Annotated in this window: 15 protein-coding genes and 6 tRNA genes; 8 read left to right on the top strand and 13 right to left on the bottom strand. The window is 72.2% G+C overall.

Going from position 1 to position 21077, the window contains the following annotated elements; genetic code table 11:
- Positions 1 to 20: 20 nt before the first annotated feature.
- Entirely contained in the window at positions 21 to 1541 is a 1521-nt protein-coding gene (locus tag ACIA5F_RS02160) for a PrsW family intramembrane metalloprotease (protein ID WP_399348115.1), read from the top strand.
- Here ACIA5F_RS02160 and ACIA5F_RS02155 read toward each other — a convergent pair.
- The 8 genes from ACIA5F_RS02155 to ACIA5F_RS02120 all read right to left on the bottom strand — a co-directional run bounded on the left by ACIA5F_RS02155 (position 1450) and on the right by ACIA5F_RS02120 (position 9863).
- Positions 1450 to 2514: a M23 family metallopeptidase gene (locus tag ACIA5F_RS02155; protein WP_399348113.1), complete on the bottom strand. Its 1065-nt coding sequence runs from the start codon at positions 2512 to 2514 to the stop codon at positions 1450 to 1452. The genes ACIA5F_RS02160 and ACIA5F_RS02155 overlap by 92 nt on opposite strands.
- A gap of 377 nt (positions 2515 to 2891) precedes the next feature.
- Complete coding sequence (locus ACIA5F_RS02150; protein WP_399348111.1) at positions 2892 to 4103, bottom strand: PP2C family protein-serine/threonine phosphatase; 1212 nt, start codon at positions 4101 to 4103, stop codon at positions 2892 to 2894.
- A gap of 171 nt (positions 4104 to 4274) precedes the next feature.
- Positions 4275 to 4348 (bottom strand) — tRNA-Met (locus ACIA5F_RS02145).
- 820 nt (positions 4349 to 5168) lie between these two features.
- Positions 5169 to 5241: transfer RNA gene (locus ACIA5F_RS02140), tRNA-Lys, on the bottom strand.
- Positions 5242 to 5573: 332 nt separating this feature from the next.
- Complete coding sequence (locus ACIA5F_RS02135; RefSeq protein ID WP_399348109.1) at positions 5574 to 8033, bottom strand: DEAD/DEAH box helicase; 2460 nt, start codon at positions 8031 to 8033, stop codon at positions 5574 to 5576.
- Between the two features lie 261 nt (positions 8034 to 8294).
- A complete protein-coding gene (locus tag ACIA5F_RS02130; protein ID WP_399348107.1) occupies positions 8295 to 8822 on the bottom strand; it encodes a hypothetical protein in 528 nt (175 codons plus the stop codon).
- A gap of 133 nt (positions 8823 to 8955) precedes the next feature.
- Positions 8956 to 9330: a fluoride efflux transporter CrcB gene (crcB, locus tag ACIA5F_RS02125; protein ID WP_399348105.1), complete on the bottom strand. Its 375-nt coding sequence runs from the start codon at positions 9328 to 9330 to the stop codon at positions 8956 to 8958.
- Complete coding sequence (locus ACIA5F_RS02120; RefSeq protein ID WP_399348103.1) at positions 9327 to 9863, bottom strand: CrcB family protein; 537 nt, start codon at positions 9861 to 9863, stop codon at positions 9327 to 9329. The genes crcB and ACIA5F_RS02120 overlap by 4 nt, the downstream gene beginning before the upstream one ends.
- Positions 9864 to 10051: 188 nt before the next feature.
- Between ACIA5F_RS02120 and ACIA5F_RS02115 the strand changes: the two genes are divergently transcribed.
- The 4 genes from ACIA5F_RS02115 to ACIA5F_RS02100 all read left to right on the top strand — a co-directional run bounded on the left by ACIA5F_RS02115 (position 10052) and on the right by ACIA5F_RS02100 (position 10845).
- Positions 10052 to 10402 (top strand): metallopeptidase family protein, encoded by a 351-nt coding sequence (locus tag ACIA5F_RS02115; RefSeq protein ID WP_399348102.1) that lies wholly within the window; start codon positions 10052 to 10054, stop codon positions 10400 to 10402.
- 157 nt (positions 10403 to 10559) lie between these two features.
- Positions 10560 to 10632 (top strand) — tRNA-Glu (locus ACIA5F_RS02110).
- 40 nt (positions 10633 to 10672) lie between these two features.
- Positions 10673 to 10746: transfer RNA gene (locus ACIA5F_RS02105), tRNA-Asp, on the top strand.
- A gap of 22 nt (positions 10747 to 10768) precedes the next feature.
- Positions 10769 to 10845, top strand: a tRNA-Phe gene (locus ACIA5F_RS02100).
- 80 nt (positions 10846 to 10925) lie between these two features.
- Here the strand turns inward: ACIA5F_RS02100 and ACIA5F_RS02095 are convergent.
- From ACIA5F_RS02095 to ACIA5F_RS02085, 3 genes are read right to left on the bottom strand one after another with little or no spacing between them, the layout of a single operon-like run.
- Entirely contained in the window at positions 10926 to 11792 is an 867-nt protein-coding gene (locus tag ACIA5F_RS02095) for a cytochrome c biogenesis CcdA family protein (RefSeq protein ID WP_399348100.1), read from the bottom strand.
- Entirely contained in the window at positions 11789 to 12526 is a 738-nt protein-coding gene (locus ACIA5F_RS02090) for a DsbA family protein (RefSeq protein ID WP_399348098.1), read from the bottom strand. Before ACIA5F_RS02090 ends, ACIA5F_RS02095 begins: the two co-directional genes overlap by 4 nt.
- Before the next feature lie 51 nt (positions 12527 to 12577).
- A complete protein-coding gene (locus tag ACIA5F_RS02085) occupies positions 12578 to 13048 on the bottom strand; it encodes a hypothetical protein (protein WP_399348096.1) in 471 nt (156 codons plus the stop codon).
- Positions 13049 to 13159: 111 nt separating this feature from the next.
- Between ACIA5F_RS02085 and hrpA the strand changes: the two genes are divergently transcribed.
- Positions 13160 to 17098 (top strand): ATP-dependent RNA helicase HrpA, encoded by a 3939-nt coding sequence (hrpA, locus tag ACIA5F_RS02080; RefSeq protein WP_399348094.1) that lies wholly within the window; start codon positions 13160 to 13162, stop codon positions 17096 to 17098.
- 80 nt (positions 17099 to 17178) lie between these two features.
- Positions 17179 to 17252, top strand: a tRNA-Asp gene (locus ACIA5F_RS02075).
- A 614-nt stretch (positions 17253 to 17866) separates the two neighbouring features.
- Here the strand turns inward: ACIA5F_RS02075 and bldC are convergent.
- Positions 17867 to 18073, bottom strand: coding sequence for a developmental transcriptional regulator BldC (gene bldC, locus ACIA5F_RS02070; protein WP_020869672.1), 207 nt, complete (start codon positions 18071 to 18073; stop codon positions 17867 to 17869).
- Positions 18074 to 18683: 610 nt separating this feature from the next.
- Complete coding sequence (locus ACIA5F_RS02065; protein ID WP_399348092.1) at positions 18684 to 19538, bottom strand: hypothetical protein; 855 nt, start codon at positions 19536 to 19538, stop codon at positions 18684 to 18686.
- A gap of 341 nt (positions 19539 to 19879) precedes the next feature.
- Here ACIA5F_RS02065 and ACIA5F_RS02060 point away from each other — a divergent pair, with 341 nt between their 5' ends.
- Positions 19880 to 20989, top strand: a complete 1110-nt coding sequence (locus tag ACIA5F_RS02060) for a Leu/Phe/Val dehydrogenase (RefSeq protein WP_399348090.1) — start codon at positions 19880 to 19882, stop codon at positions 20987 to 20989.
- The last annotated feature ends 88 nt before the right edge of the window (positions 20990 to 21077 follow it).

Genomic DNA, 21077 nt, shown 5'->3' with positions numbered 1-21077 from the left:
TGGTCCGAGCACTCGCCCGTGTGCTCGCACGTCCGTCGGGCGCGGTCCGTACGTGCGTGCTCGTCGTCCTGCTCGCCGCCACCGGGACCGCGATCCTCGAACTCGTCCGGGAACAGACCGGCACCCCCGGGTTCTTCGTCGGCCTCGGCCTGGCCCTGCTGCCGGTCCCACCGCTCATGGCGGCCTTCCGATGGCTCGGCCGGGCCGCGCCCAGCCCCTGGCGGCAGCTCATGTTCTGCTTCGGCTGGGGGGCCTGCACCGCGGCCCTGATGGCCATACTGGCCAACAGCTTCGCCACCCAGTGGATCGCCGCGGCCACCGCCGACCCCTCCGACGCCGACCAGCTCGGCTCGGTGGCGATCGCCCCGGTGGTCGAGGAGAGCGCCAAGGCCGCGGCCCTGCTGCTGGTGTTCGTCTTCCGAAGACGCCACTTCACCGGCCCCGCCGACGGCTTCGTGGTGGCCGGCTTCACCGCGACCGGCTTCGCCTTCACCGAGAACATCCTCTACCTCGGCAACGCCTTCGACGAGGACCTGACCGAGGGCACCGGCGTGCTGGACTCCGTCACGGCGGCGACGTTCTTCGTGCGGATAGTGATGTCGCCGTTCGCGCACCCGCTCTTCACGGTCCTCACCGGACTCGGCTTCGGCGCGGCGGCGCTCACCGCCCGGCGTTCCCGCCGGATCATCCTGCCCCTGCTCGGCCTGGTCTCGGCGATGGGCCTGCACGCGCTCTGGAACAGTTCCTCGCGGTTCGGGGAGTACGGGTTCTACGTGGTCTACGGCTGCGTGATGGTCCCGGTGTTCGGGCTGCTCGCGGGGGCGGCCGTGCGGATACGGCGGCTGCGCCTGCGGGCCGTCGCCACGGAGCTGGCCGTGTACGCCGCCGCGGGCTGGATCGGGCGGGCCGAGGTCCCGGCCCTGGCCTCGCTGCCGGCCCGGTCGCTGGCCCGCGCCCTGGCCCGGCGCACCGGAGGCCGGGCCGCCGGGCGGGCGGTCGCCCAGTACGAGGCGGACGCGACGGCCCTGGCACTGCTCCGCTACCGGGCCCGGCGCGGCGGGCCCGCCCGGGAGCCGGATTTCGCCGGGCGCGAGCGGGAACTGCTGCACCGGCTCTGGCTGCGCCGGGCGACGGCGGGGCCCGCACTGGCACGGGCCGCGGTCATGGAGGAGCTGCTCCCGCCGTGGTTCGACCCGCTGGGGCCCCGGCCCGGGCCCCCCTTCGGCCCGTCGCCGCCGGCAGTCCCCGTACCCGCCGCCGCGCTGTCGGCCGTGCCGTCACCGGACGCCGTACCCGTACCGGCTCCCCGGCACGCGGACCGGAGCCGTGCGGACCCCGGGGGCCCGGACGCCGGACCGGCGGATGCCGGACGGACCGGACAGACGGGTGTCGGCCGCGCGGATGCCGGCCGCGCGGATGCCGGCCGCGCGGATGCCGGCCGCGCGGATGTCAGACGTTCAGGCCCTTGGACGTCAGCCACGTCAGCGGGTTCACCGTCGAGCCGCCCTTGCGTACTTCCAGGTGGAGATGGGAGCCGGTGACGTTGCCGGTGGCGCCGACGCGGCCGATGGTCTCCCCCGCGCCGACGGAGCCGGAGGTCACCGACATCGAGGACAGGTGGCAGTACCAGATCTCCGTGCCGTCTTCGAGCTGGAGCACGATCCGGTAGCCGTACGCGCCGGACCAGCCCGCCGAGATGACCTTCCCGGTGCCCACGGCCTTGACCGGGGTGCCGGAGGGGGCGGCGAAGTCGAGGCCGGTGTGGCGCCCGGAGGACCACATGGACCCGGAGACGCCGTAGTGCGAGGTGAGGGTGTAGGCGGAGGTGGGCAGGGAGTACTTGCCGGACGTCGGGGCCGTCCCCTGTTCCGGGGCGGCCTGCTCCTGGCCGGCCTTGGCCTTCTCCGCCTCGGCGGCCTGTGCCTCCTGGGCCGCCTTCGCTTCCTGCGCCGCCTTGGCCTCCGCCTTCGTCTTGACCTCCTCGGCCTGGCGCAGCGCTTCCTCCCGCTTGGCCTTGGCCTCCTGTCCCGCGGCCTCCTGGGCCTCCCGCGCGCTCTGGGCCACGGCCTGGGCCACGGCCGCGTCCTGCTGGGTCTCGGCCTGCTGGAGGATGCGGTTGCGCAGCGCCTCGCCCGGGTCGGCGCGCTGGTCGTCCTGCTGGGGGATGATCCCGGTCCGCCCGGCCGTACCGGCGGCGGCCGCGTCGCGTACGGCGGAGGCGGTGCCCGTGTCCCCGCCGGAGAGGAGGGTGGGCAGGCTGCCCAGATCGGGCAGGGATATCGCGACCTGGGGCCGGTCCTGCGCCGTGGCGATTCCGCCCGCTCCGACCGCCGCGAAGAGGCCGACACCGAGGACGGTGGAACTGCGGGCGAGGCCGCCGTGCTGCCGGGCCACCCGGTGCTTGCCACGGACCGGACGGACGGAGTCCTCGGTGGGATTCCACTCGCCCCAGGCTCCCGCGGTGGGCGGCTCGTGGATCTGGACGCCTTCAGGGGCAGGCACGTTGGAGGCCACCGGGGCACACTCCTCAAGGACGCGCACGCGCACGGTGCCGCCTCTTGCGACGGCTGGGACAACCGCGTTGCGTTATCGAACGGTAATAGACGCGGGGGAGTGATTCCAAGCTGTTGCGGTCAGTTATTCCGATCAATCAGCCATCCACTGACCGACTTTGACTCACGCTTGTCATCTTTTGATCGGATCAAGCGGGACAAATCCCACCCACCAGTCGAAAAGATCCAGCCACTCAAGGAAATCGACACGCCTCAGCCATCTCGCGGAGAGCGGCCCCCGCCCTACGCACCGTCACGCCCTCTCCTCGCCTTTCCTCCCCACCCGCCCCTCCTCCGTACCCTCCCCGCCCTCCCCCGGCCTTCTCTCCTCGTCCCCTCTCACCGTTTCCCGCCGCGGCGCACCGCCCTGCGCACCACTGGTACGGCCAGCCGCCGCTCCTCCGGCTTCCGCTCCGCCGGGCGGCCCACCGCGAGCAGGGCCATGTCATCCGTCGTCCCGCCGCCGCCCGTGTGCCGGTGCACATCGCCGGTGACCATGCCGAGCAGCTCCTCGGGGCCGGGGAAGATCCGGCCGCGCAGCCGGTCCGCCGGGTCGTAGAACTCGCCCGCCGCGTCCCGGGCCTCACTCAGTCCGTCCGTGTAGAGCAGCAGGATCGCCCCGGCCGGGAACGCCCACTCCTGCGCCCGGTCCGGCCGGCCGCCCAGCTCGCCCATCCCGAGCGGCAGGGCCGGCTCCGCCGGGGCGAGGGCCGCCACGTCCCCGTCCCCGTACAGCAGCAGCGGCGGCGGATGGCCCCGGTTGAGCAGCCTGAGCACCCATCCGTCCAGCGGGATCTCACCGAGCACACAGGTCGTGAACCCCTCCACCGCGTCCAGGCTGTCGCGCCGGGTGCCCTCGCGGGCCAGTGCCCGGTCCAGCCGCCGAGCGACCGCCTCCAGCGTCGGCTCGGTCTCCGCCGCCTCCCGGAAGGCCCCGAGAACCACCGCGACGGCTTCCACCGCCCCCAGCCCCTTGCCCCGGACGTCCCCCACCGCCAGCCGCACCCCGTACGGCGTGTCCTGGACGGCGTACAGGTCCCCGCCGATGAAGGCGTCGGCCTGGGCGGCCTCGTACCGGGCGCAGACGTGGAGACCCCCGATCCGCTCTGCGGGCGTCGGCAGCACCGCCCGCTGCGCGGCCTCGGCGATCTCGCGCGCCGAGGCCAGCTCTCTGCCGCTGCGCCGCACCACCCGGTTGGTCAGGACGGCGAGCGCGGAGACCGTCAGGACGGTGGCCAGCTCGGTCACCGCCTCGGCCCTCCCGGTGGTGCCGTTGACGAAGTGCAGCAGGATCACCACGAGCGAGGCCACGACACCGGTCAGGAGCGTGGTCCGGAGGCTGAAGAACGGGGCGGCGATCAGCGGGGCGGCGGAGAAGAAGGGGGAGCCGGTGAAACTGGGCGGGGTCAGCAGGTCGAAGGCGGCTCCGACCGCGATCAGCAGGGCCGGCAGCACCCGGACCGCACGCCGGGCCGCACGGCTTCCCGCACCGCGTCCGCTGCCGGTACCGTCCGCGCGCCTGCCGCCGCCCTGCTGGCCCAGCCCCACCACGCTGCTCTCCTGCCGCCCGGTCCCTCGCCCCTCAAGGCTGGCGGCAGGGGCGGCCCCGCGGCGACCCGGCCGGGCCGATCGGGTGACGGCCTGCGGCAGCCTCACGGCCCGGTGCGGCGACGACACGACGAAGGCCCGGCCCCCCTGAGGGGACCGGGCCTTCGTACTGAGTAGCGGGGGCAGGATTTGAACCTACGACCTCTGGGTTATGAGCCCAGCGAGCTACCGAGCTGCTCCACCCCGCGTCGGTAAACCCAACTCTACGTCACCCGGGAGGAGACCCACGCCAATTACCCTCCCCACCCCCCTCCAGATCGACATCACCACAGGTCAGAGCCGTAAAACCCGACTGCGAGGCAGCCCGGCCGGAAGCCCCGGCCGGGCCTGCACGGCGCGATGCTGCTCGGCCTTCGCCGGGCCGCGGCGTCCCGGAGCACCAGGTGATCGCGTACCGGCACCCGTTCTTCGCCGAGAGGGCAGACACCTGTCCGGAGTCCAAGGAGAAGACCGCTGACGCACCCACCGGACCCGGGGTCCAGGAACGCCTTCACGGAAGGGTCGAGGACACGGCGTCCGACAGCCTGCGGGACGAGTTGCTCGCGGCGCCGAGGAAGGACACCGACGTCCGGCTCTGGACCAACGGGCCGGTTGACCGGCTGGTGCGGTACCACGCGGAGCGCGACCGGATCGTCGACGGCGGCGGCGAACCGGCCGAAGCCGTGTCGAGCGGCGGCGGCCGACCGGGGTTGGCGCGCGTGGTCCACGGTGCCCGTGAGTTCGTCGTGTTCCTTCCCGAGGGCAGGGCTTCACCCTGGAACGGTCAGCGACGCGTTCCGGCGCATCCTCGCCGGCACGTACCTGCCGCCGATCACCCTTCGGGATCGACGCGGCCGATCTCGTTCCGCGCGCCCCAAGGCGCCCCCAGAACCCGTCGGCGCGGTTGGAGCACTCTTCGAGCACTCACGTGGGCCGCAAAGCGGTCAAAACGAGTTCGGCCCGACCGGAGTTGTCCGGTCGGGCCGAGGAACTCGCTGGTCAGGGCGGTGTGCACACTGCCGAGACCGGTAGGCCATGTCGGACTCGAACCGACAACCAACGGATTAAAAGTCCGCTGCTCTGCCAATTGAGCTAATGGCCCTCCACGTGCTCACCCCAGAGCATAGCCGCAGCCGGGCCCGTGGCCGATCGGGTATCACCGGTAGGAGGTCGGCGGTTTGCCGTCGGACCCCGTACGGGGCTGCGGACGGGCTGCGGAGGCGGGTTCCCGGCCTCGGGGACCGCGGGGCGGGAAACCGCCTCCGCAGAGCTGTTCGGGGCCGCACCCCGGGGCCGTGGCGCAACCCGGCCCGTCCCGGCACCGGCACCGGCGCCCCGGAACGGGCTCGGCCCCCACCGCACCGGAGTGCTGTGGGGGCCGAGTGGGCGTCGGACGTCGACCGTCAGGCGCCGGGCCGTACACGGGCGTTCGCGTCAGCCGTTGCGCTTCCAGCGCGGCTTGTCGTCACGACGGCCGCCGAAGGAGCCGGTCGAACCGGTAGAACCGGTAGAACCGGTAGAACCGGAACCGGAGGGGCGGTGGTCGTCACGACGGCCGTACGGACGGTCGCCGGCGCCGCCGGAGCGAAAGCCACCGGACGGACGGTCGTCACGACGGTCACGGTTGAACGGACGGTCGCCACCACCGGAGCGGAAGCCACCGGAGGGGCGGTCGTCGCGGTTGAAGCCGCCGCCGGTCGGACGGTCGCCACCGGAGCGGAAGCCACCGGTCGGACGGTCGCCACCACGGTCGTCGCGGTTGAAGCCGCCGGTCGGACGGTCACCGCCGGAGCGAAAGCCGCCGGTCGGACGGTCGTCACGACGGAAACCACCACGGTCGCCACCGCGGTCGTCACGGTTGAAACCACCCGAGGGGCGGTCGTCACGGCGGAAGCCGCCGCCGGTCGGACGGTCGCCACCGGAGCGGAAGCCACCGGACGGACGCTCGCCGCCACGGAAACCACCACGGTCGCCGCCACGGTCGTCACGGTTGAAACCACCGGTCGGACGGCCGCCACGGTCGCCGCCGCGGTCGTCACGACGGAAACCGCCACGGTCGCCACCGCGGTCACCGCGGTCACCGCGGTCGTCACGGCGGAAGCCACCACGGTCACCGCCACGGTCACCGCCGCGGTCACCGCGGTTGTCGCGGCGCTCGAAGTTGCCCCGGTCGTCGCGGTTGGCCCGCTCCTCACGGCGCTCCTGCGCGGCCAGCTCGGCGGCGACGGCGGCGGCAGCCGCCGCGACCTCGGCCTCGGCGGCCTCGGCCACCTCGGCGACAGCGGCCTCCGGGTCCTCGCCACGCTCACGCGCGGAGCGGGCGACCAGACGGTCGGCCTCCTCGCGCAGCTCGCCGGCACGACGGGTCAGTCGCTCCAGCTGCTTGGTCAGCTCGGCGACCTCGCGCTCGGCCTGCTTGGCGGCGTTGTTCGCGGAGTCGGCCTGGACCTCGGTCAGCGACCGGGCACCGGTGATCTCGGCGACCTCGGGCTCGAAGGCGCCCGCGCCCTGGACGATGTGGCGCGAGGCGTCGACGCCCGCGTCCTCCATCAGGCGGAAGATCTGGCGACGCTGGTGCGGCAGCGCCAGCGAGACGACGACACCGGACTTGCCGGCGCGGGCGGTACGGCCCGAGCGGTGCAGGTAGTCCTTGTGGTCACCGGCCGGGTCCACGTTCAGGACCAGGTCGATGCCGTCGACGTGGATGCCGCGGGCGGCGACGTCGGTGGCGACGAGCGCGTTGACGTAGCCGTCCTTGAAGTCGGCGAGGACGCGGGTACGGGCGCCCTGCGTCATGCCGCCGTGCAGCGCGTCGGCCTTCACACCGGCCTCGACGAGCTGCTCGGCGATGCGGTCGGCGCCCAGCTGGGTGCGGACGAAGATGATGGTGCGGCCCTTGCGGGCGGCGATGGCGGCCGTGACCGGCGCCTTGTCCTTCGGCTTCACGACGAGGACGTGGTGCGTCATGGTCGTGACGTTGCCCTGGGCGCTGTCGACCTCGTGCGTGACGGGGTTGGTCAGGTAGCGCTTGACCAGGGTGCCGATCTCGTTCTCCATGGTGGCGGAGAAGAGCATGCGCTGGCCGCCGCCGGGGATCTGGTCGAGCAGCTCGGTGACCTCGGGCAGGAAGCCCAGGTCGGCCATCTGGTCGGCCTCGTCGAGGACGGCGATCTTGACGTTCTCCAGGGAGCAGGCGCCACGGTTGATGATGTCGCGCAGGCGGCCCGGGGTGGCGACGAGGACGTCGACACCGCGCTCCAGGGCGTAGATCTGGTTGCTCATGGAGGTACCGCCGCAGACGACCTTCATCTTCAGGCCGAGCACGTCGCCGTAGGGCTGGAGGGCGTCCGCCACCTGCATCGCCAGCTCACGGGTCGGCGTGAGGATGATCGCGCGGGGCTTCTTCTTCTCGGTGTGGCCGCCGGCCAGCGAGGCCAGGGTCGGCAGACCGAAGGAGAGGGTCTTGCCGGAGCCGGTGCGGCCACGGCCGAGGATGTCCTTGCCGGCCAGGGCGTCCGGGATGGTCGCGGCCTGGATCGGGAAGGGGGAGGTGACACCGTTCTGCGCGAGCTTGCGGACGATGCCCTCGGGCAGACCGAGGGCGCCGAAGGTGATCGTGGGCTCGGCGTCGGCGTCGGCGTCAGCCTCGGCCTCGTCGAGGTCGGCGGAGTCGACGGAGTCCTCAAGGAACTCGTCGTCGGCGTCAGCGGCGGCGGCGTCGTCGGAGTGGTCGGTGGTCACATCGGCCTCAAGGGACTCGATGAGTTCGTCCGCCTCGATGGCCTCGATGGCCTCGTCGACCACGAGGGTCTCGACGGCGGTGTCCACCGCGTCGACGATCTCGTGGGAGTTGTTCTCGGGCATGACGGCACGGTCAGAGCTGGAAATGGACATGCGAAATGCGAAACCTTCCGGAGTCTCGGCACGCGCCCAAACTCCGTGAATCGCAAATCGACCGCCTCAATGCGGTCAGCCACGGCTAGGGAGAGTACGCGCCACACGGCGCTCTTCGGATTCGGCGCCGGGCAATGGGATCAAACGATCTATAACCATACGCACCCTCCCCCGGGTCTGGCAAATCACCCCCCGGCGACCGCCTCTGACCTGCGAAGATGCCAGAAGCCATCGGCAGGCCCCAAGGGAGACGCGGGAGATCTAGACCTGCGGGACGGGGCCGGGAGCGAGGGTCGGCTCCGGCTGCGGGGGCTCGGGAGTCGGTGTGGGTTGTGTCACAGGAGGTTCCGGAGAGGGCGGCGGGGAGGCCGGGCCGGTCGGCGGGTGGCTGGCGACGGGACCCCCGCCGCCGGAGCTGCCCGCGGGAGGCTGCTGAGGACCCTGGCCGCCGGCCCCGCCCCCCGGCCCGGGTGACGGCGAGGGAGCCCCGGGCTTCCCGGCGGGCGCACCCGGGCTGGGCGAGGCCCCGGTCGCGCCGGACGCCTTGCCGTCCTCCTTGGGCCTGCCGTCCTGGCTCCCCGTACCGTCCTTGCCGCCGTGGCCGTTGCCGTGGCCCCCGGAGCCCCGCCCGGAGGAGACGCCCGTGCCCGAACCGGCGGTGCCCTGGCGGTCCGCCGACGAGGAGGGGCCGGGCTTGGCCGCCTCCTCGCCGACGCTCATGCAGCCCGCCGTCGCCGCGACCGCGAGCGCGGTGACGGCCAGGCGCAGGGAAGCGGACAACTGGCGCACAGGGGCACCTCCGGGACAGGGGGTGAGCGGCCCGCGGGTGAACGGGTCAATGTGCCCAACTCCCTGTGACCCGTAAGAGACACGCCCCTGCGGGCATCTTCTGTCCGCGAACAACCCGCCCCTCCCGGCGGGTTCAGGCGAGCAGTTGCCGCGCCACCTGGGTCCCCAGACGCACCGCGCCCAGTCCGACCAGCACCGACGCCACCACGTTCGCCGCCGCCAGGAAGCCCCGGCCGCGCTCGGCCAGCCGCAGCGTCTCGTACGAGAAGGTCGAGTACGTGCTCAGCGCCCCGCAGAGCCCGGTGCCCAGCAGCAGGCTCAGCCGCGAGGAGGCGGCCCCCGCCAGCGCGGCCCCGGCCAGGACGCCCATCACCAGGCAGGCGGCCGTGTTGACCGCGAAGGTGCCCCAGGGGAAGAGCGAGTCGTGCCGCGCCTGCACGGCACGGTCCGCCAGGTAGCGCAGCGGCGCCCCGGCCGCCGCGCCCACGACCACGAGCAGCCAGTTCACCGGCGACCCCGGAACCTGGCCCGGAACCCGCCCCGGCCCGCCTCGCGGGGCCGGACCCGGCCCCGTGCGCCGCCCCGGACCGCCAGCCGGGTCAGCGAGGCCGCCGCCCACACCGCGCCCAGCGCCCCGGCCACCGTGAGTCCGGCGTACGCCGCCCCGGCACCCGCCCGCCCCTCGTCCAGCAGGCGCGAGAAGTCCGCCGCGTAGGTGGAGAACGTGGTGAAGCCGCCGAGCACGCCGACCCCGGCGAAGGGCCGCACCAGCGGGTGCGCCGACCGGCCGCCCTCGCCGATCAGCACCATCAGGACCCCGATCAGCGCGCAGCCGGCCACATTGATCCAGAGGGTCGCCCACGGGAAGGCCCCGGGCCCGGCCGGCCACAGCAGGGAGATCCCGTACCGCGCCGAGCCACCGAGCGCGCCGCCCACCGCCATCGCGGCGAGCACCCGGCCCTGCGGCTCGGCGCGCTGGGCCGCCACATGGAGATCGACGTCCGGGTCGACCGCCTCGGCCCCGGGAACCGGCCGGGTCATCCGCGCCCCGGCCCGGCCCGCAGGGGCGGGGAAGGGCCGCGTGTCACCGGGGAAGGGTCGCGTGTCGCCACGGGAGCCATTCTCGCGCGCCTCGGCCACCCCGCGCGCGGTGCTCCCCGTACGGCCCTGCCGCAACTCCTCCGCGTCCGGCCCCTTCGGGAGTGAGGGTCATCACGGAGAATGGCCGTGTGCTGGAGATGACGCGAGACGCCTTCGAAGAGCTGGTGGGCGAAGCCCTGGACTCGATCCCGCCCGAGCTGACCCGGGTCATGGACAACGTGGCGGTGTTCGTGGAGGACGAGCCACCGGCCGACGACCCCGAGCTGCTGGGGCTCTACGAGGGGACTCCGCTCACCGAACGCGGCGAGTGGTACGCCGGGGTGCTGCCGGACCGGATCTCGATCTACATGGGTCCGACGCTCCGCTACTGCGAGACGGCCGAGGACGTGGTCCACGAGGTCGCCGTGACCGTGGTCCACGAGATCGCCCACCACTTCGGCATCGACGACGACCGGCTCCACGAACTGGGCTGGGGCTGACCCCCGGTGGTCCGCCCTCCCCGGGGACACCGGCGCGGCGGGGCCGCCGTCCCCGGGGAGGGAAACCGTTGAGGGAAACCGTTTTGGCGATAGCTCCCCGCATCCCATATGCTTCTCACGTCCCCGACGCGCTGGAAAGCGCCCAGGCGGGCCTTTAGCCCTCATCGTCTAGTGGCCCAGGACGCCGCCCTTTCAAGGCGGTAGCACGGGTTCGAATCCCGTTGGGGGTACGCGTTACCGTGTGCAGGACTCACGTCTCGCACACTGCAAGGACCTGTGGAGCAGTTGGTTAGCTCGCCACCCTGTCAAGGTGGAGGTCGCGGGTTCAAGTCCCGTCAGGTTCGCTGAAGCTCGCAAGGGCTTCGTGGCTGGGTAGCTCAGTTGGTACGAGCGATCGCCTGAAAAGCGATAGGTCGCCGGTTCGACCCCGGCCCCAGCCACCACAGGAAGGCCCCGTCCATCGGACGGGGCCTTCCGCGTTGTGCCCTCAGGCCCCCTCAGACCCTTCAGGCCCCTCAGGCCGTCATCCCGGCTCCCCGGACCGTTCCGCCTCCGCCCGCTCCGTGCGTTCCGCCCGCGCCGTGCGGCGCCACCGGGCCAGCGCGACGGCCGGGGCCCCCACGGCGAGCAGGCCGAGCAGTGCCCAGTCCGGGACCGCGTCGGCCAGGGACCGGACCCGCTCCTCCACCGCGTACGAGTCGTCCACGTCCAGCAGGCCGGGCAGGGCGCTCGCCCCGTCGTAGGCGAGGAAGAGCGTGCCCAGGACGATGAAGAAGAGCCCGGACAGCAGCGAGGTGGTGTGCAGCTCGAAGCGGCCCGCCGACACGGTCCGCCCGCGCAGCCAGCGCCGCCGGCCCAGGTCGAACCGTTCCCAGAGCAGGGCCAGGACGAAGAGCGGTACGGCCATGCCCAGCGCGTAGACCGCCAGCAGCAGGCCGCCGTGGACCGGGCTGGCGCTGACCGCCGCCACCGTCAGGACGCTGCCCAGGATCGGCCCGGCGCAGAACCCGGCCAGCCCGTAGACCGCGCCGAGGGCGTACACGGACAGGGCGGTGGTCGGCCGGATCCTGCCGGACAGTTCCGAGAGGCGTCTCGGGGCGAAGCCCAGGCCCAGGATCTGCGCCAGCCCGAGCACGATGATCAGCCAGCCCCCGGCCAGGACCAGCGCGTCCCGGTTGCCGTGGAAGAACCGCCCGGCGTACGAGCCGGCCGCCCCGAGCGGGACGAGGGTGCTCGCGAGGCCCGCGTAGAAGATCCCGGTCCGCGCCAGCAGCCGCGAGGTGGAGTCGATGGAGTAGGCGAAGAAGGCCGGCAGCAGCAGGGCGCTGCACGGGCTGAGGAGCGCGAGGAGACCGCCCAGCAGGGCGGCCAGGTAGCCGATGTCCGTCACGGCCGCGCCGCCGCCCCGGCGGCGGCCCTGGCCTCGATGACGGCGGCCCGGAAGACGGAGAGCGGCTGGGCGCCCGCGATCGGCTTGCCGTTGATCAGGAAGGACGGGGTGGAGCTGACGCCGATGCCGTAGCCCTCGTCCTGGTCCCTCTTCAGGGCGGCGGCGGCCTCCTCGCCGGCCATGTCCTGCCGGAACCGCTCCAGGTCGGGGACGCCCGCCTCGCGGGCCAGCTCGGCGAGCCGGTCCGGGCCGAAGCCCTTCTCCTTGGCGCCCTCCGCGTACGCGGCGGCGTGGAACTGCGCGAACCGGTCCTGGCGGCCCGCGGCCCAGGCGGCCTTGGCGGCGGCCTCGGAGTCGGCGCCGAAGATCGGGAAGTTGCGCCACTCGATGCGCAGGGTGCCGTCCTGGACGAACTTCCTCACCAGCTCGGGCTCGGTGTCGCGGGCGAACTTGGCGCAGTAGCCGCACTTGAAGTCGGAGTACTCGATGAGCACGACGGGCGCGTCGGCGCGGCCGACGGCGAGCCGGTCGCCGGCGTCGCGGCGGGCGAGCTTCATCAGCGCGGTCTGGGCCTCGGTGGGCGGCTCCACGGCGGAGACGGCCCCGGAGCGGCCGGTGTCCCCGGTGTCGGGGGCGGTGGCCTGCCAGGAGACGAGGCCGAGGGTGACGGCGGCCAGGGCGACCCCGGCGGCGATCAGCAGGGGCTTGCGGGGGGACGAGGGGGCAGCGGACACGCGGGTACTCCAGGAGGGCGGCGGAACAGGGAACCGGAAGGGGTCGGTCCGCTACACCCGCAGCACGGAGAGCTCCACCGGACCGGGCGTCCGCTCCTCGGGGCCGCGCACGAGGACCCGTACCGCCGTCGTCACGGGCGGCCGGTCCCAGCCGGGCGGGGCCTGCCGGGCCCCCGGGAGCTGCGCGTGCTCGCCCCCGGTGCGCGGGGGCACCGCCGGGGCGCCGCCGGGCCGCGGGGCGCCGGGGTCACAGACGGGACCGCGCCCGCCCGCCTCCGCCACGGGAGCGGCCAGGGGGGCGGTCGGGGACGCGGCCACGGCCACCGGCGCGTCCGGAGCAGCGGGCCGGACGGTGAACGCGACTGCGGCCGTACCCGTACCCGTGGCCGTCGGGGGTGCTCCGGCCGGCGCGGCCAGGGCCGCCAGGACCGGGACCACCACGGCCATCAGCACGGCGATCACCGCTGCCACCGCCGTCGGCACGACCCCCGGCAGGCACCGGGCACGGCGGACGCGGGACATGGTGTGCGGCCTCTCATCGGGGCAGTCGGGGGACTCGTCCCGGAATGGTACGGGTCGGCCCGGCAAATGCGTTCGCCACCCGGAGGGGACAGGTGAGATCCTCGATCAGGTATGTCTACTTCCTTCGCCGCCCTGCAGACGCTTCTCGGTGAGATCTCCCTCCGTGACGCGCACCGCCTCGGCCGCCGCCTCGAAGGCGCCCGCCGTATCCGCAAACCCGAGGCCAAGCAGGCCGTGCTGGACGAGATCGCCGCGGAGGCCGAGAAGGCCGCCCGGCGGCTGTCCGGCCGTGCCTCGCGGATGCCGGAGGTCACATATCCCGAGAACCTGCCCGTCAGCCAGAAAAAGGACGAGATCGCCGAGGCGATACGCGACCACCAGGTCGTGATCGTCGCGGGCGAGACCGGCTCCGGCAAGACCACGCAGATCCCCAAGATCTGCATGGAGCTGGGCCGTGGTGTCCGGGGCATGATCGGTCACACCCAGCCCCGCCGGATCGCCGCCCGCACGGTCGCGGAGCGGATCGCCGAGGAGCTGGGGTCCGAGCTGGGCCGCACGGTCGGCTGGAAGGTCCGTTTCACCGACCAGGTGGACCAGGACGAGACCTTCGTGAAGCTGATGACGGACGGCATCCTGCTCGCCGAGATCCAGACCGACCGCGAGCTGCGCGCCTACGACACGATCATCATCGACGAGGCCCACGAGCGGTCCCTGAACATCGACTTCCTGCTCGGCTACCTGGCCACCCTGCTGCCCCGGCGCCCCGACCTCAAGGTGATCATCACCTCGGCGACGATCGACCCCACGCGCTTCTCGCGCCACTTCGGGGACGCCCCGGTCGTCGAGGTCAGCGGCCGGACCTATCCGGTGGAGGTCCGCTACCGGCCGCTGCTGGAGGAAGATTCCGAGGACAGCGACCGCGACCAGATCACCGCGATCTGCGAGGCCGTGGACGAGCTCCAGGCCGAGGGGCCGGGTGACGTCCTGGTCTTCCTCTCCGGCGAGCGCGAGATCCGCGACACCGCCGACGCCCTGAACAAGCGGAATCTGCGCCTCACCGAAGTGCTCCCGCTCTACGCCCGCCTCTCGCACGCCGAGCAGCACCGGGTCTTCCAGCAGACCCCCCACAAACAAGCGGGCGGGCGCCGGATCGTGCTGGCCACCAACGTCGCCGAGACCTCGCTGACCGTCCCGGGCATCAAGTACGTGATCGACCCGGGCACCGCCCGGATCTCCCGCTACAGCCACCGCACCAAGGTGCAGCGGCTGCCCATCGAGCGGATCTCGCAGGCCAGCGCCAACCAGCGCAAGGGCCGCTGCGGCCGGACCAGCGACGGCATCTGCGTCCGGCTCTACTCCGAGGACGACTTCCTCTCCCGGCCGGAGTTCACGGACGCCGAGATCCTGCGCACCAACCTCGCCTCCGTCATCCTCCAGATGACCGCGGCCGGGCTCGGCGAGATCGAGAAGTTCCCGTTCATCGACCCGCCGGACCACCGCAACATCCGTGACGGCGTCCAGCTCCTCCAGGAGCTCGGGGCGCTCGACCCGGCCGAGAAGGACCACCAGAAGCGGCTGACCCCGATGGGCCGCCAGCTCTCCCAGCTCCCCGTGGACCCGCGCCTGGCCCGCATGGTGGTCGAGGCGGACAAGAACAACTGCGTCCGCGAGGTCATGGTCATCGCGGCGGCCCTGTCCATCCAGGACCCGCGCGAGCGGCCGTCGGACAAGCAGACCCAGGCCGACCAGAACCACGCCCGCTTCAAGGACGAGACCAGCGACTTCCTGGCCTTCCTGAACATGTGGCGCTACGTCCGCGAGCAGCAGAAGGAACGCGGTTCCTCCTCCTTCCGCCGGATGTGCAAGCAGGAGTACCTGAACTTCCTGCGCATCCGGGAGTGGCAGGACATCTACGCGCAGCTGCGTACGGTCGCCAGGACGCTGGGCATCCACGTCAACGAGACCGACGCGCCCGAGCACAGCGTGCACGTCTCGCTGCTGGCCGGTCTGCTGTCGCACATCGGGCTGAAGGACACGGACAAGAACGAGTACCTGGGGGCCCGGTCCGCCAAGTTCGCGGTCTTCCCGGGCTCGGCGCTCTTCAAGAAGCAGCCGAAGTTCCTGATGTCGGCGGAGCTGGTGGAGACCTCGCGGCTGTGGGCCCGGGTCAACGCCAAGGTGGAGCCGGAGTGGGTGGAGCCGCTGGCCCAGCACCTGGTCAAGCACACCTACAGCGAGCCGCACTGGGAGAAGGACCAGGCGGCGGTGATGGCCTACGAGAAGGTCACCCTGTACGGGGTGCCGATCGTGGCCCAACGGAAGATCAACTACGGCCGGATCGACCCCGAGGTCTCGCGCGAGCTGTTCATCCGCAACGCGCTGGTCGAGGGCGACTGGCGCACGCACCACAAGTTCTTCGCCGACAACCGCAGGCTCCTCACCGAGGTGGAGGAGCTGGAGAACCGGGCCCGGCGCCGCGACATCGTGGTCGACGACGAGACCCTCTTCGACTTCTACGACCAGAAGATCCCCGCGGACGTGGTCTCCGGGGCGCACTTCGACTCCTGGTGGAAGCAGAAGAAGCGCGACGAGCCCGAGCTGCTCGACTTCGAGCGGGAGATGCTGCTGACCGAGAAGGCGGCCGGGGTCACCAAGGCCGACTACCCGGACTCCTGGCGGCAGGGGCAGCTGAAGTTCCGGGTGACCTACCAGTTCGAGCCGGGCGCGGACGCCGACGGTGTGACCGTGCACGTTCCGCTCCACGTCCTCAACCAGGTCACCGACGAGGGGTTCGACTGGCAGATCCCCGGTCTGCGCGAGGAGGTCGTCACCGAGCTGATCCGGTCCCTCCCGAAGCCGATCCGGCGCCACTACGTGCCCGCGCCGAACTTCGCCGGCCGCTTCCTGGACCGGGCGGTGCCCCTCCAGGAGCCGCTGCCGGTGACCCTGGCCCGGGAGCTCCAGCGGATGGTCGGGGTCCCGGTCTCGGCCGAGGACTTCGACCTCACCCGCGTCCCGGACCATCTGAAGATCACCTTCCGGATCGTCGACGAGCGCCGCCGCAACCTCGCCGAGGACAAGGACCTGGAGGCCCTGCGGCTGCGGCTGCGGCCCAAGGCCCGCCAGGCCCTCTCCCAGGCCGCGGCGGCCACCGCCGAGCGGGCGGGCGGGGAGTCGGTGGAGCGGACCGGGCTGACCGACTGGACCATCGGCACGCTGGCCCGGGTCTTCGAGACCCGGAGGGCGGGGCAGCCCGTGAAGGCGTACCCGGCGCTGGTGGACGAGGGGACGAGCGTCTCCGTACGGCTCTTCGACACCGAGGCCGAGCAGCAGCAGGCGATGCGGCTGGGCACCCGGCGGCTCGTCCTGCTGAACATCCCGGTGAACCCGGCGAAGTTCGCCTCGGACCATCTGGGCAACCAGCAGAAGCTCGCCCTCTCGCGCAACCCGCACGGCTCCGTCCAAGCCCTGTTCGACGACTGCGCGACCGCGGCGGCCGACCGGCTGATCGCGGACCACGGCGGCCCCGCCTGGGACGAGGCGGGCTTCCGCACGCTCTACGAGGCGGTCCGGGCCGACCTGGTGGACACGACCGTGCGGACGGTGGGCCAGGTCCAGCAGATCCTGGCCGCCTGGCAGGCGTGCGAGCGCCGCCTGAAGACCACCGGCAGTCTCGCGCTGGCGGCCAACGTCCAGGACGTCAGGACGCAGCTCGCGGCGCTCGTGCCGGCCGGGTTCGTGACGCTGACGGGGCTGCGCAGGCTGCCGGACCTGATGCGCTACCTGGTGGCGGTGGACCGGCGGCTCCAGCAGATGCCCACGGGCGTCCAGCGCGACACGACGCGCATGGAGAAGGTCCACGAGATGCGGGACGAGTACGCCTGGCTGCTGGAACAGCTCCCGAAGGGGCGGCCGGTCCCGGCCGCGGTGACGGAGATCCGCTGGATGATCGAGGAGCTGCGGGTCAGCTACTTCGCCCACGCTCTCGGGACGGCGTACCCGGTGTCCGACAAACGGATCGTGAAGGCGGTGGACGCCGCGGCCCCGTGACCGGGGGTGATCGGGTTCGACTGCACCCCCTGAGCTGTTGTACAGTCTGATTCGCAGCCAGGTCATCGGCTGCCGATCAAGGACCTGTGGAGCAGTTGGTTAGCTCGCCACCCTGTCAAGGTGGAGGTCGCGGGTTCAAGTCCCGTCAGGTTCGCAGAAACGTCAGGGCCCGCATCCCGCAAGGGATGCGGGCCCTGACGCGTTGCCGAGGCGGGTCCGGGGCGGGTACGGGCCCGGCAACGCCCCGGCCGCCTCGTCTTTCCTGCGGGGCACACGCCGTCGCCGCCTTCGCCGCCCGCCTTCGTCACCGCCCTGGCCACCGGCTGCGGCCACAGCCACCCGGTGCGGTCACCGGGCCCGCACGGTCCGGGTCCGCCCGGCCCGCGTCCGCCCGGCCCGCGTCCGCTCGTGTGGGGCGCTCTGCGAGACACGTCCCGCACGTCCCTTTACGGGGTGCATTGCCGCATCGACAAGAGGGATCAGCTGTGACAGGAGTCACCGGACGAGTTTTCGGGACCTGCTCTTTTATCGCACTCATACGCTTGCTCGATTTAATATGTGCAATGGCACCCATCGTGACGGCACCCCTCGGCCGGCCTGCCACCACCCCGTCCAGGGCATAAAAAATCGCGCTGGACCCGGCGGAGTCCAGCGCGATCTCACGACTGAGGAACCCGTTGGGGCGGGTCCGGTCGTATGAAGCTATGTGGGTTTCATCGGATTGGGGGACCCGATATAGACCCGTCAAAAATGGGGTGCTGCGGGGTCTCAGCCCTCGCTGCGCTGCTGCGGAATTCCCGCGAGCAGTGCGCGAACCTCGGCCTCGCGGTAACGGCGGTGTCCACCCAGGGTGCGGATGGACGTGAGCTTGCCAGCCTTGGCCCAGCGGGTGACCGTCTTCGGGTCCACGCGGAACATCGTGGCAACCTCAGCCGGGGTCAGCAGCGGCTCGGCATCAGGGGTGCGAGCGGTCATGAGCGGCCTCCTCGGGAGAACCGAACCATCTCGGTTCTTTCCTCTAAATTCTGCACCTTGGCCCGCGTTGCCCGAAATGGACATACGCGGGCCGAGTCGGTTATAGGACGAACGGCTTGTCCTCGGCACTACAACTACACCATCCGTCCAGCCTCGACGGCCAAACCGATGGAATTGCCCTCCGAGGTGTTCATCAGCGGCGGAAGCCGATGGACCGTCCCATAGCGGACAGTCACCTCACTGTGACGATCAGTCACAGAGCGATCAGGAGTCGTCAGACCCCCCGTAGAGCGCAATACCGAGCATTCCGCACTTAGTTGGGCGGAAGGAACCCTCCCCGGACTCCTTGTCCTATTTTGGCATGAGGGTAGGGGAAGGGCGCAAGGGTGTAGTTAGTGCGGTCCGTCACCCTTGGGCCAATGGCCCGTATCGGGACGTAGGTCCTGGCACTACGTCCCAAATGTGGTGATCAAGCACCTGATCAGCCCTTTATGGCCGATCGGACAAGAACACGGCGGTACATTCGGCCGGGACCGCCCCGCACCGCCCCACCCGGCCCGGCGCCCTCCACCAGTCCCCCGAACGGAGCATCCGGCCGACTGGTGCCGCACTAGTTCGCGAAGAGCTTCTCTCGGACCATCCTCCAACGGTCCGCCAGCTCCTCGTAGACCTCGGTCGCCCTCCCGGTCTCCCCGGCCCGCAACGCCGCGATGCCCGCCGCCAGGTCACGGGCCGAGTGATCGGCCGCCAGCCGGTCCGCCGGGAGCGCGTGGAGCAGCCCTCCGTAGTCCAGCTCGACCATCGAGCGCGGATGGAACTCCTCCAGCCAGCTCCCGACCTCCGCCAGCCCCTCCGCGAGCATCCCGTACCCCTCCGCCTCGCGCAGGGTCCGCACGCCGCGCGCCAGGCGCCGACGGGCCTGGACCATCGGGGTCCGGTAACGCAGCCGCTCACCCGGCAGGTACTCCCGCTCCTCGTCGGCCACCAGCACGAACCAGCGCAGCGGGACCTGCCACACGCCGGTACGAATCCACGGGCGCGCGTCCGGGTTCCGCTCGCGCCAGCGCTCGTACTCCTCGGCCGCCCGGCGGCGCGTCACCGGCGGGAGCGCCGCGTCCAGCACCGGGAGCGGAAACCACTCCACCAGCTCCTCAAGGGCCAGCCAGCCACGGAGCCTGGTCCGCCACGGGCAGACCAGCAGCGCCCCGTCGACCTCCGCCGTGAACGCGTCCGCGCTCTCCCGGGCCGGCACCACCACCACGGGCACCCGCACCAGATCCGCCAGCGACCGGCGCAGTTCGTCCTGCGCGGTCGGCGCCGCCCCGCGCCGGGCGTACTCCGCCCAGTACGCGCGCTCAGGCTCCGCGAAGGCGGCCAGAGGCTCGTAGACCCGCAGGTAGGAGGCGTACGGAACGACCGGCACCGAACGCGCCGGGGGAAGCCGGGAATCACGGAATTCATTCACGCCCAGGTACTCCCCCTCTGGAGGGCCCGGTTCACCTCCGGGGCGCTCGCAGCCTGACTCAGGGGGCCGTACGTGCTCAGAACGCTCGTCCCCCTTCCCCAGGCGCGCCCCTTCGGTTCACTCGCCCGAGGGCCGGGCAGGGCGGGGGAGGAACGGGGGTGCGGCTTCGGTTCGTTCGGGGTGGGGCGGGTGGTGGGAGGGGGCCGTGACACGGGAGTGTTTCGATCCCCGGACAGGGGGTGGCCGGGCGCCCCACAGGTCTTACGCTGCTCCCAGCACGCCCTCCCCCACCCGCAGGGCGGGCGTCATTCCGCCGCATCTCTCCCATGGGAGTCACCACCGTGACCGAAATGACCGACGGCGTCCTGCGCACCCTGTTCCGTACGGAACAGGGAGGCCATGAGCAGGTCGTGCTGTGCCAGGACCGTGCCACCGGCCTGAAGGCCGTCATCGCGATCCACTCGACCGCCCTGGGCCCCGCCCTGGGCGGCACGCGCTTCCACGCCTACGCCTCCGACGAGGAGGCCGTCCTCGACGCGCTGAACCTCGCGCGCGGCATGTCGTACAAGAACGCCCTCGCCGGGCTCGACCTCGGCGGCGGCAAGGCCGTCATCATCGGCGACCCCGCCGACAGGGAGCAGGGCGGCCTCAAGAGCGAGGAACTGCTGCTGGCCTACGGCCGGTTCGTGGAGTCCCTCGGCGGTCGCTACGTCACCGCCTGCGACGTCGGCACCTACGTCGCGGACATGGACGTCGTGGCCCGCGAGACCCGCTGGGCGACCGGCCGCTCCCCCGAGAACGGCGGCGCGGGCGACTCCTCGGTGCTCACCGCCTTCGGCGTCTTCCAGGGCATGCGCGCCAGCGCCCAGCACCTGTGGGGCGACCCGACGCTACGGGGCCGCAAGGTCGCCGTGGCGGGCGTCGGCAAGGTCGGTCACCACCTGGTCGAGCACCTGCTGGAGGACGGCGCCCAGGTCGTGATCACGGACGTCCGGGAGGAGTCCGTACGCCGCGTCCTGGACCGGCACCCGGGCAAGGTGACGGCGGTCGCCGACACCGACGCCCTGATCCGCGTCCCCGGCCTGGACGTCTACGCCCCCTGCGCCCTCGGCGGGGCCCTGAACGACGCCACCGTGCCCGCCCTGACCGCCACGGTCGTGTGCGGCGCCGCCAACAACCAGCTCGCCCACCAGGGCGTGGAGAAGGACCTCGCGGACCGCGGCATCCTCTACGCGCCGGACTACGTGGTGAACGCGGGCGGCGTGATCCAGGTCGCCGACGAACTGCGCGGCTTCGACTTCGACCGGTGCAAGGCGAAGGCCGCGAAGATCTTCGACACCACCCTGGCGATATTCGCACGTGCGAAGGCGGACGGGATTCCGCCGGCCGCGGCGGCCGACCGGATCGCCGAGCAGCGGATGGCGGACGCCCGCGCCGCACGCGCGGTCTAGGGCCGGTCCAAGGCCGGTCCAGGTCATGTCCCGGGCGCCTTCGGGTGCCCCGGGCGCGCCCGTCGGGGACGCAGCGAGACGGAACTCA

Source organism: Streptomyces sp. NPDC051567 (assembly GCF_044454165.1).
In the GTDB taxonomy this organism is placed as follows: Bacteria; Actinomycetota; Actinomycetes; order Streptomycetales; family Streptomycetaceae; genus Streptomyces.
This window is presented reverse-complemented; position numbering and strand designations above follow the sequence as displayed.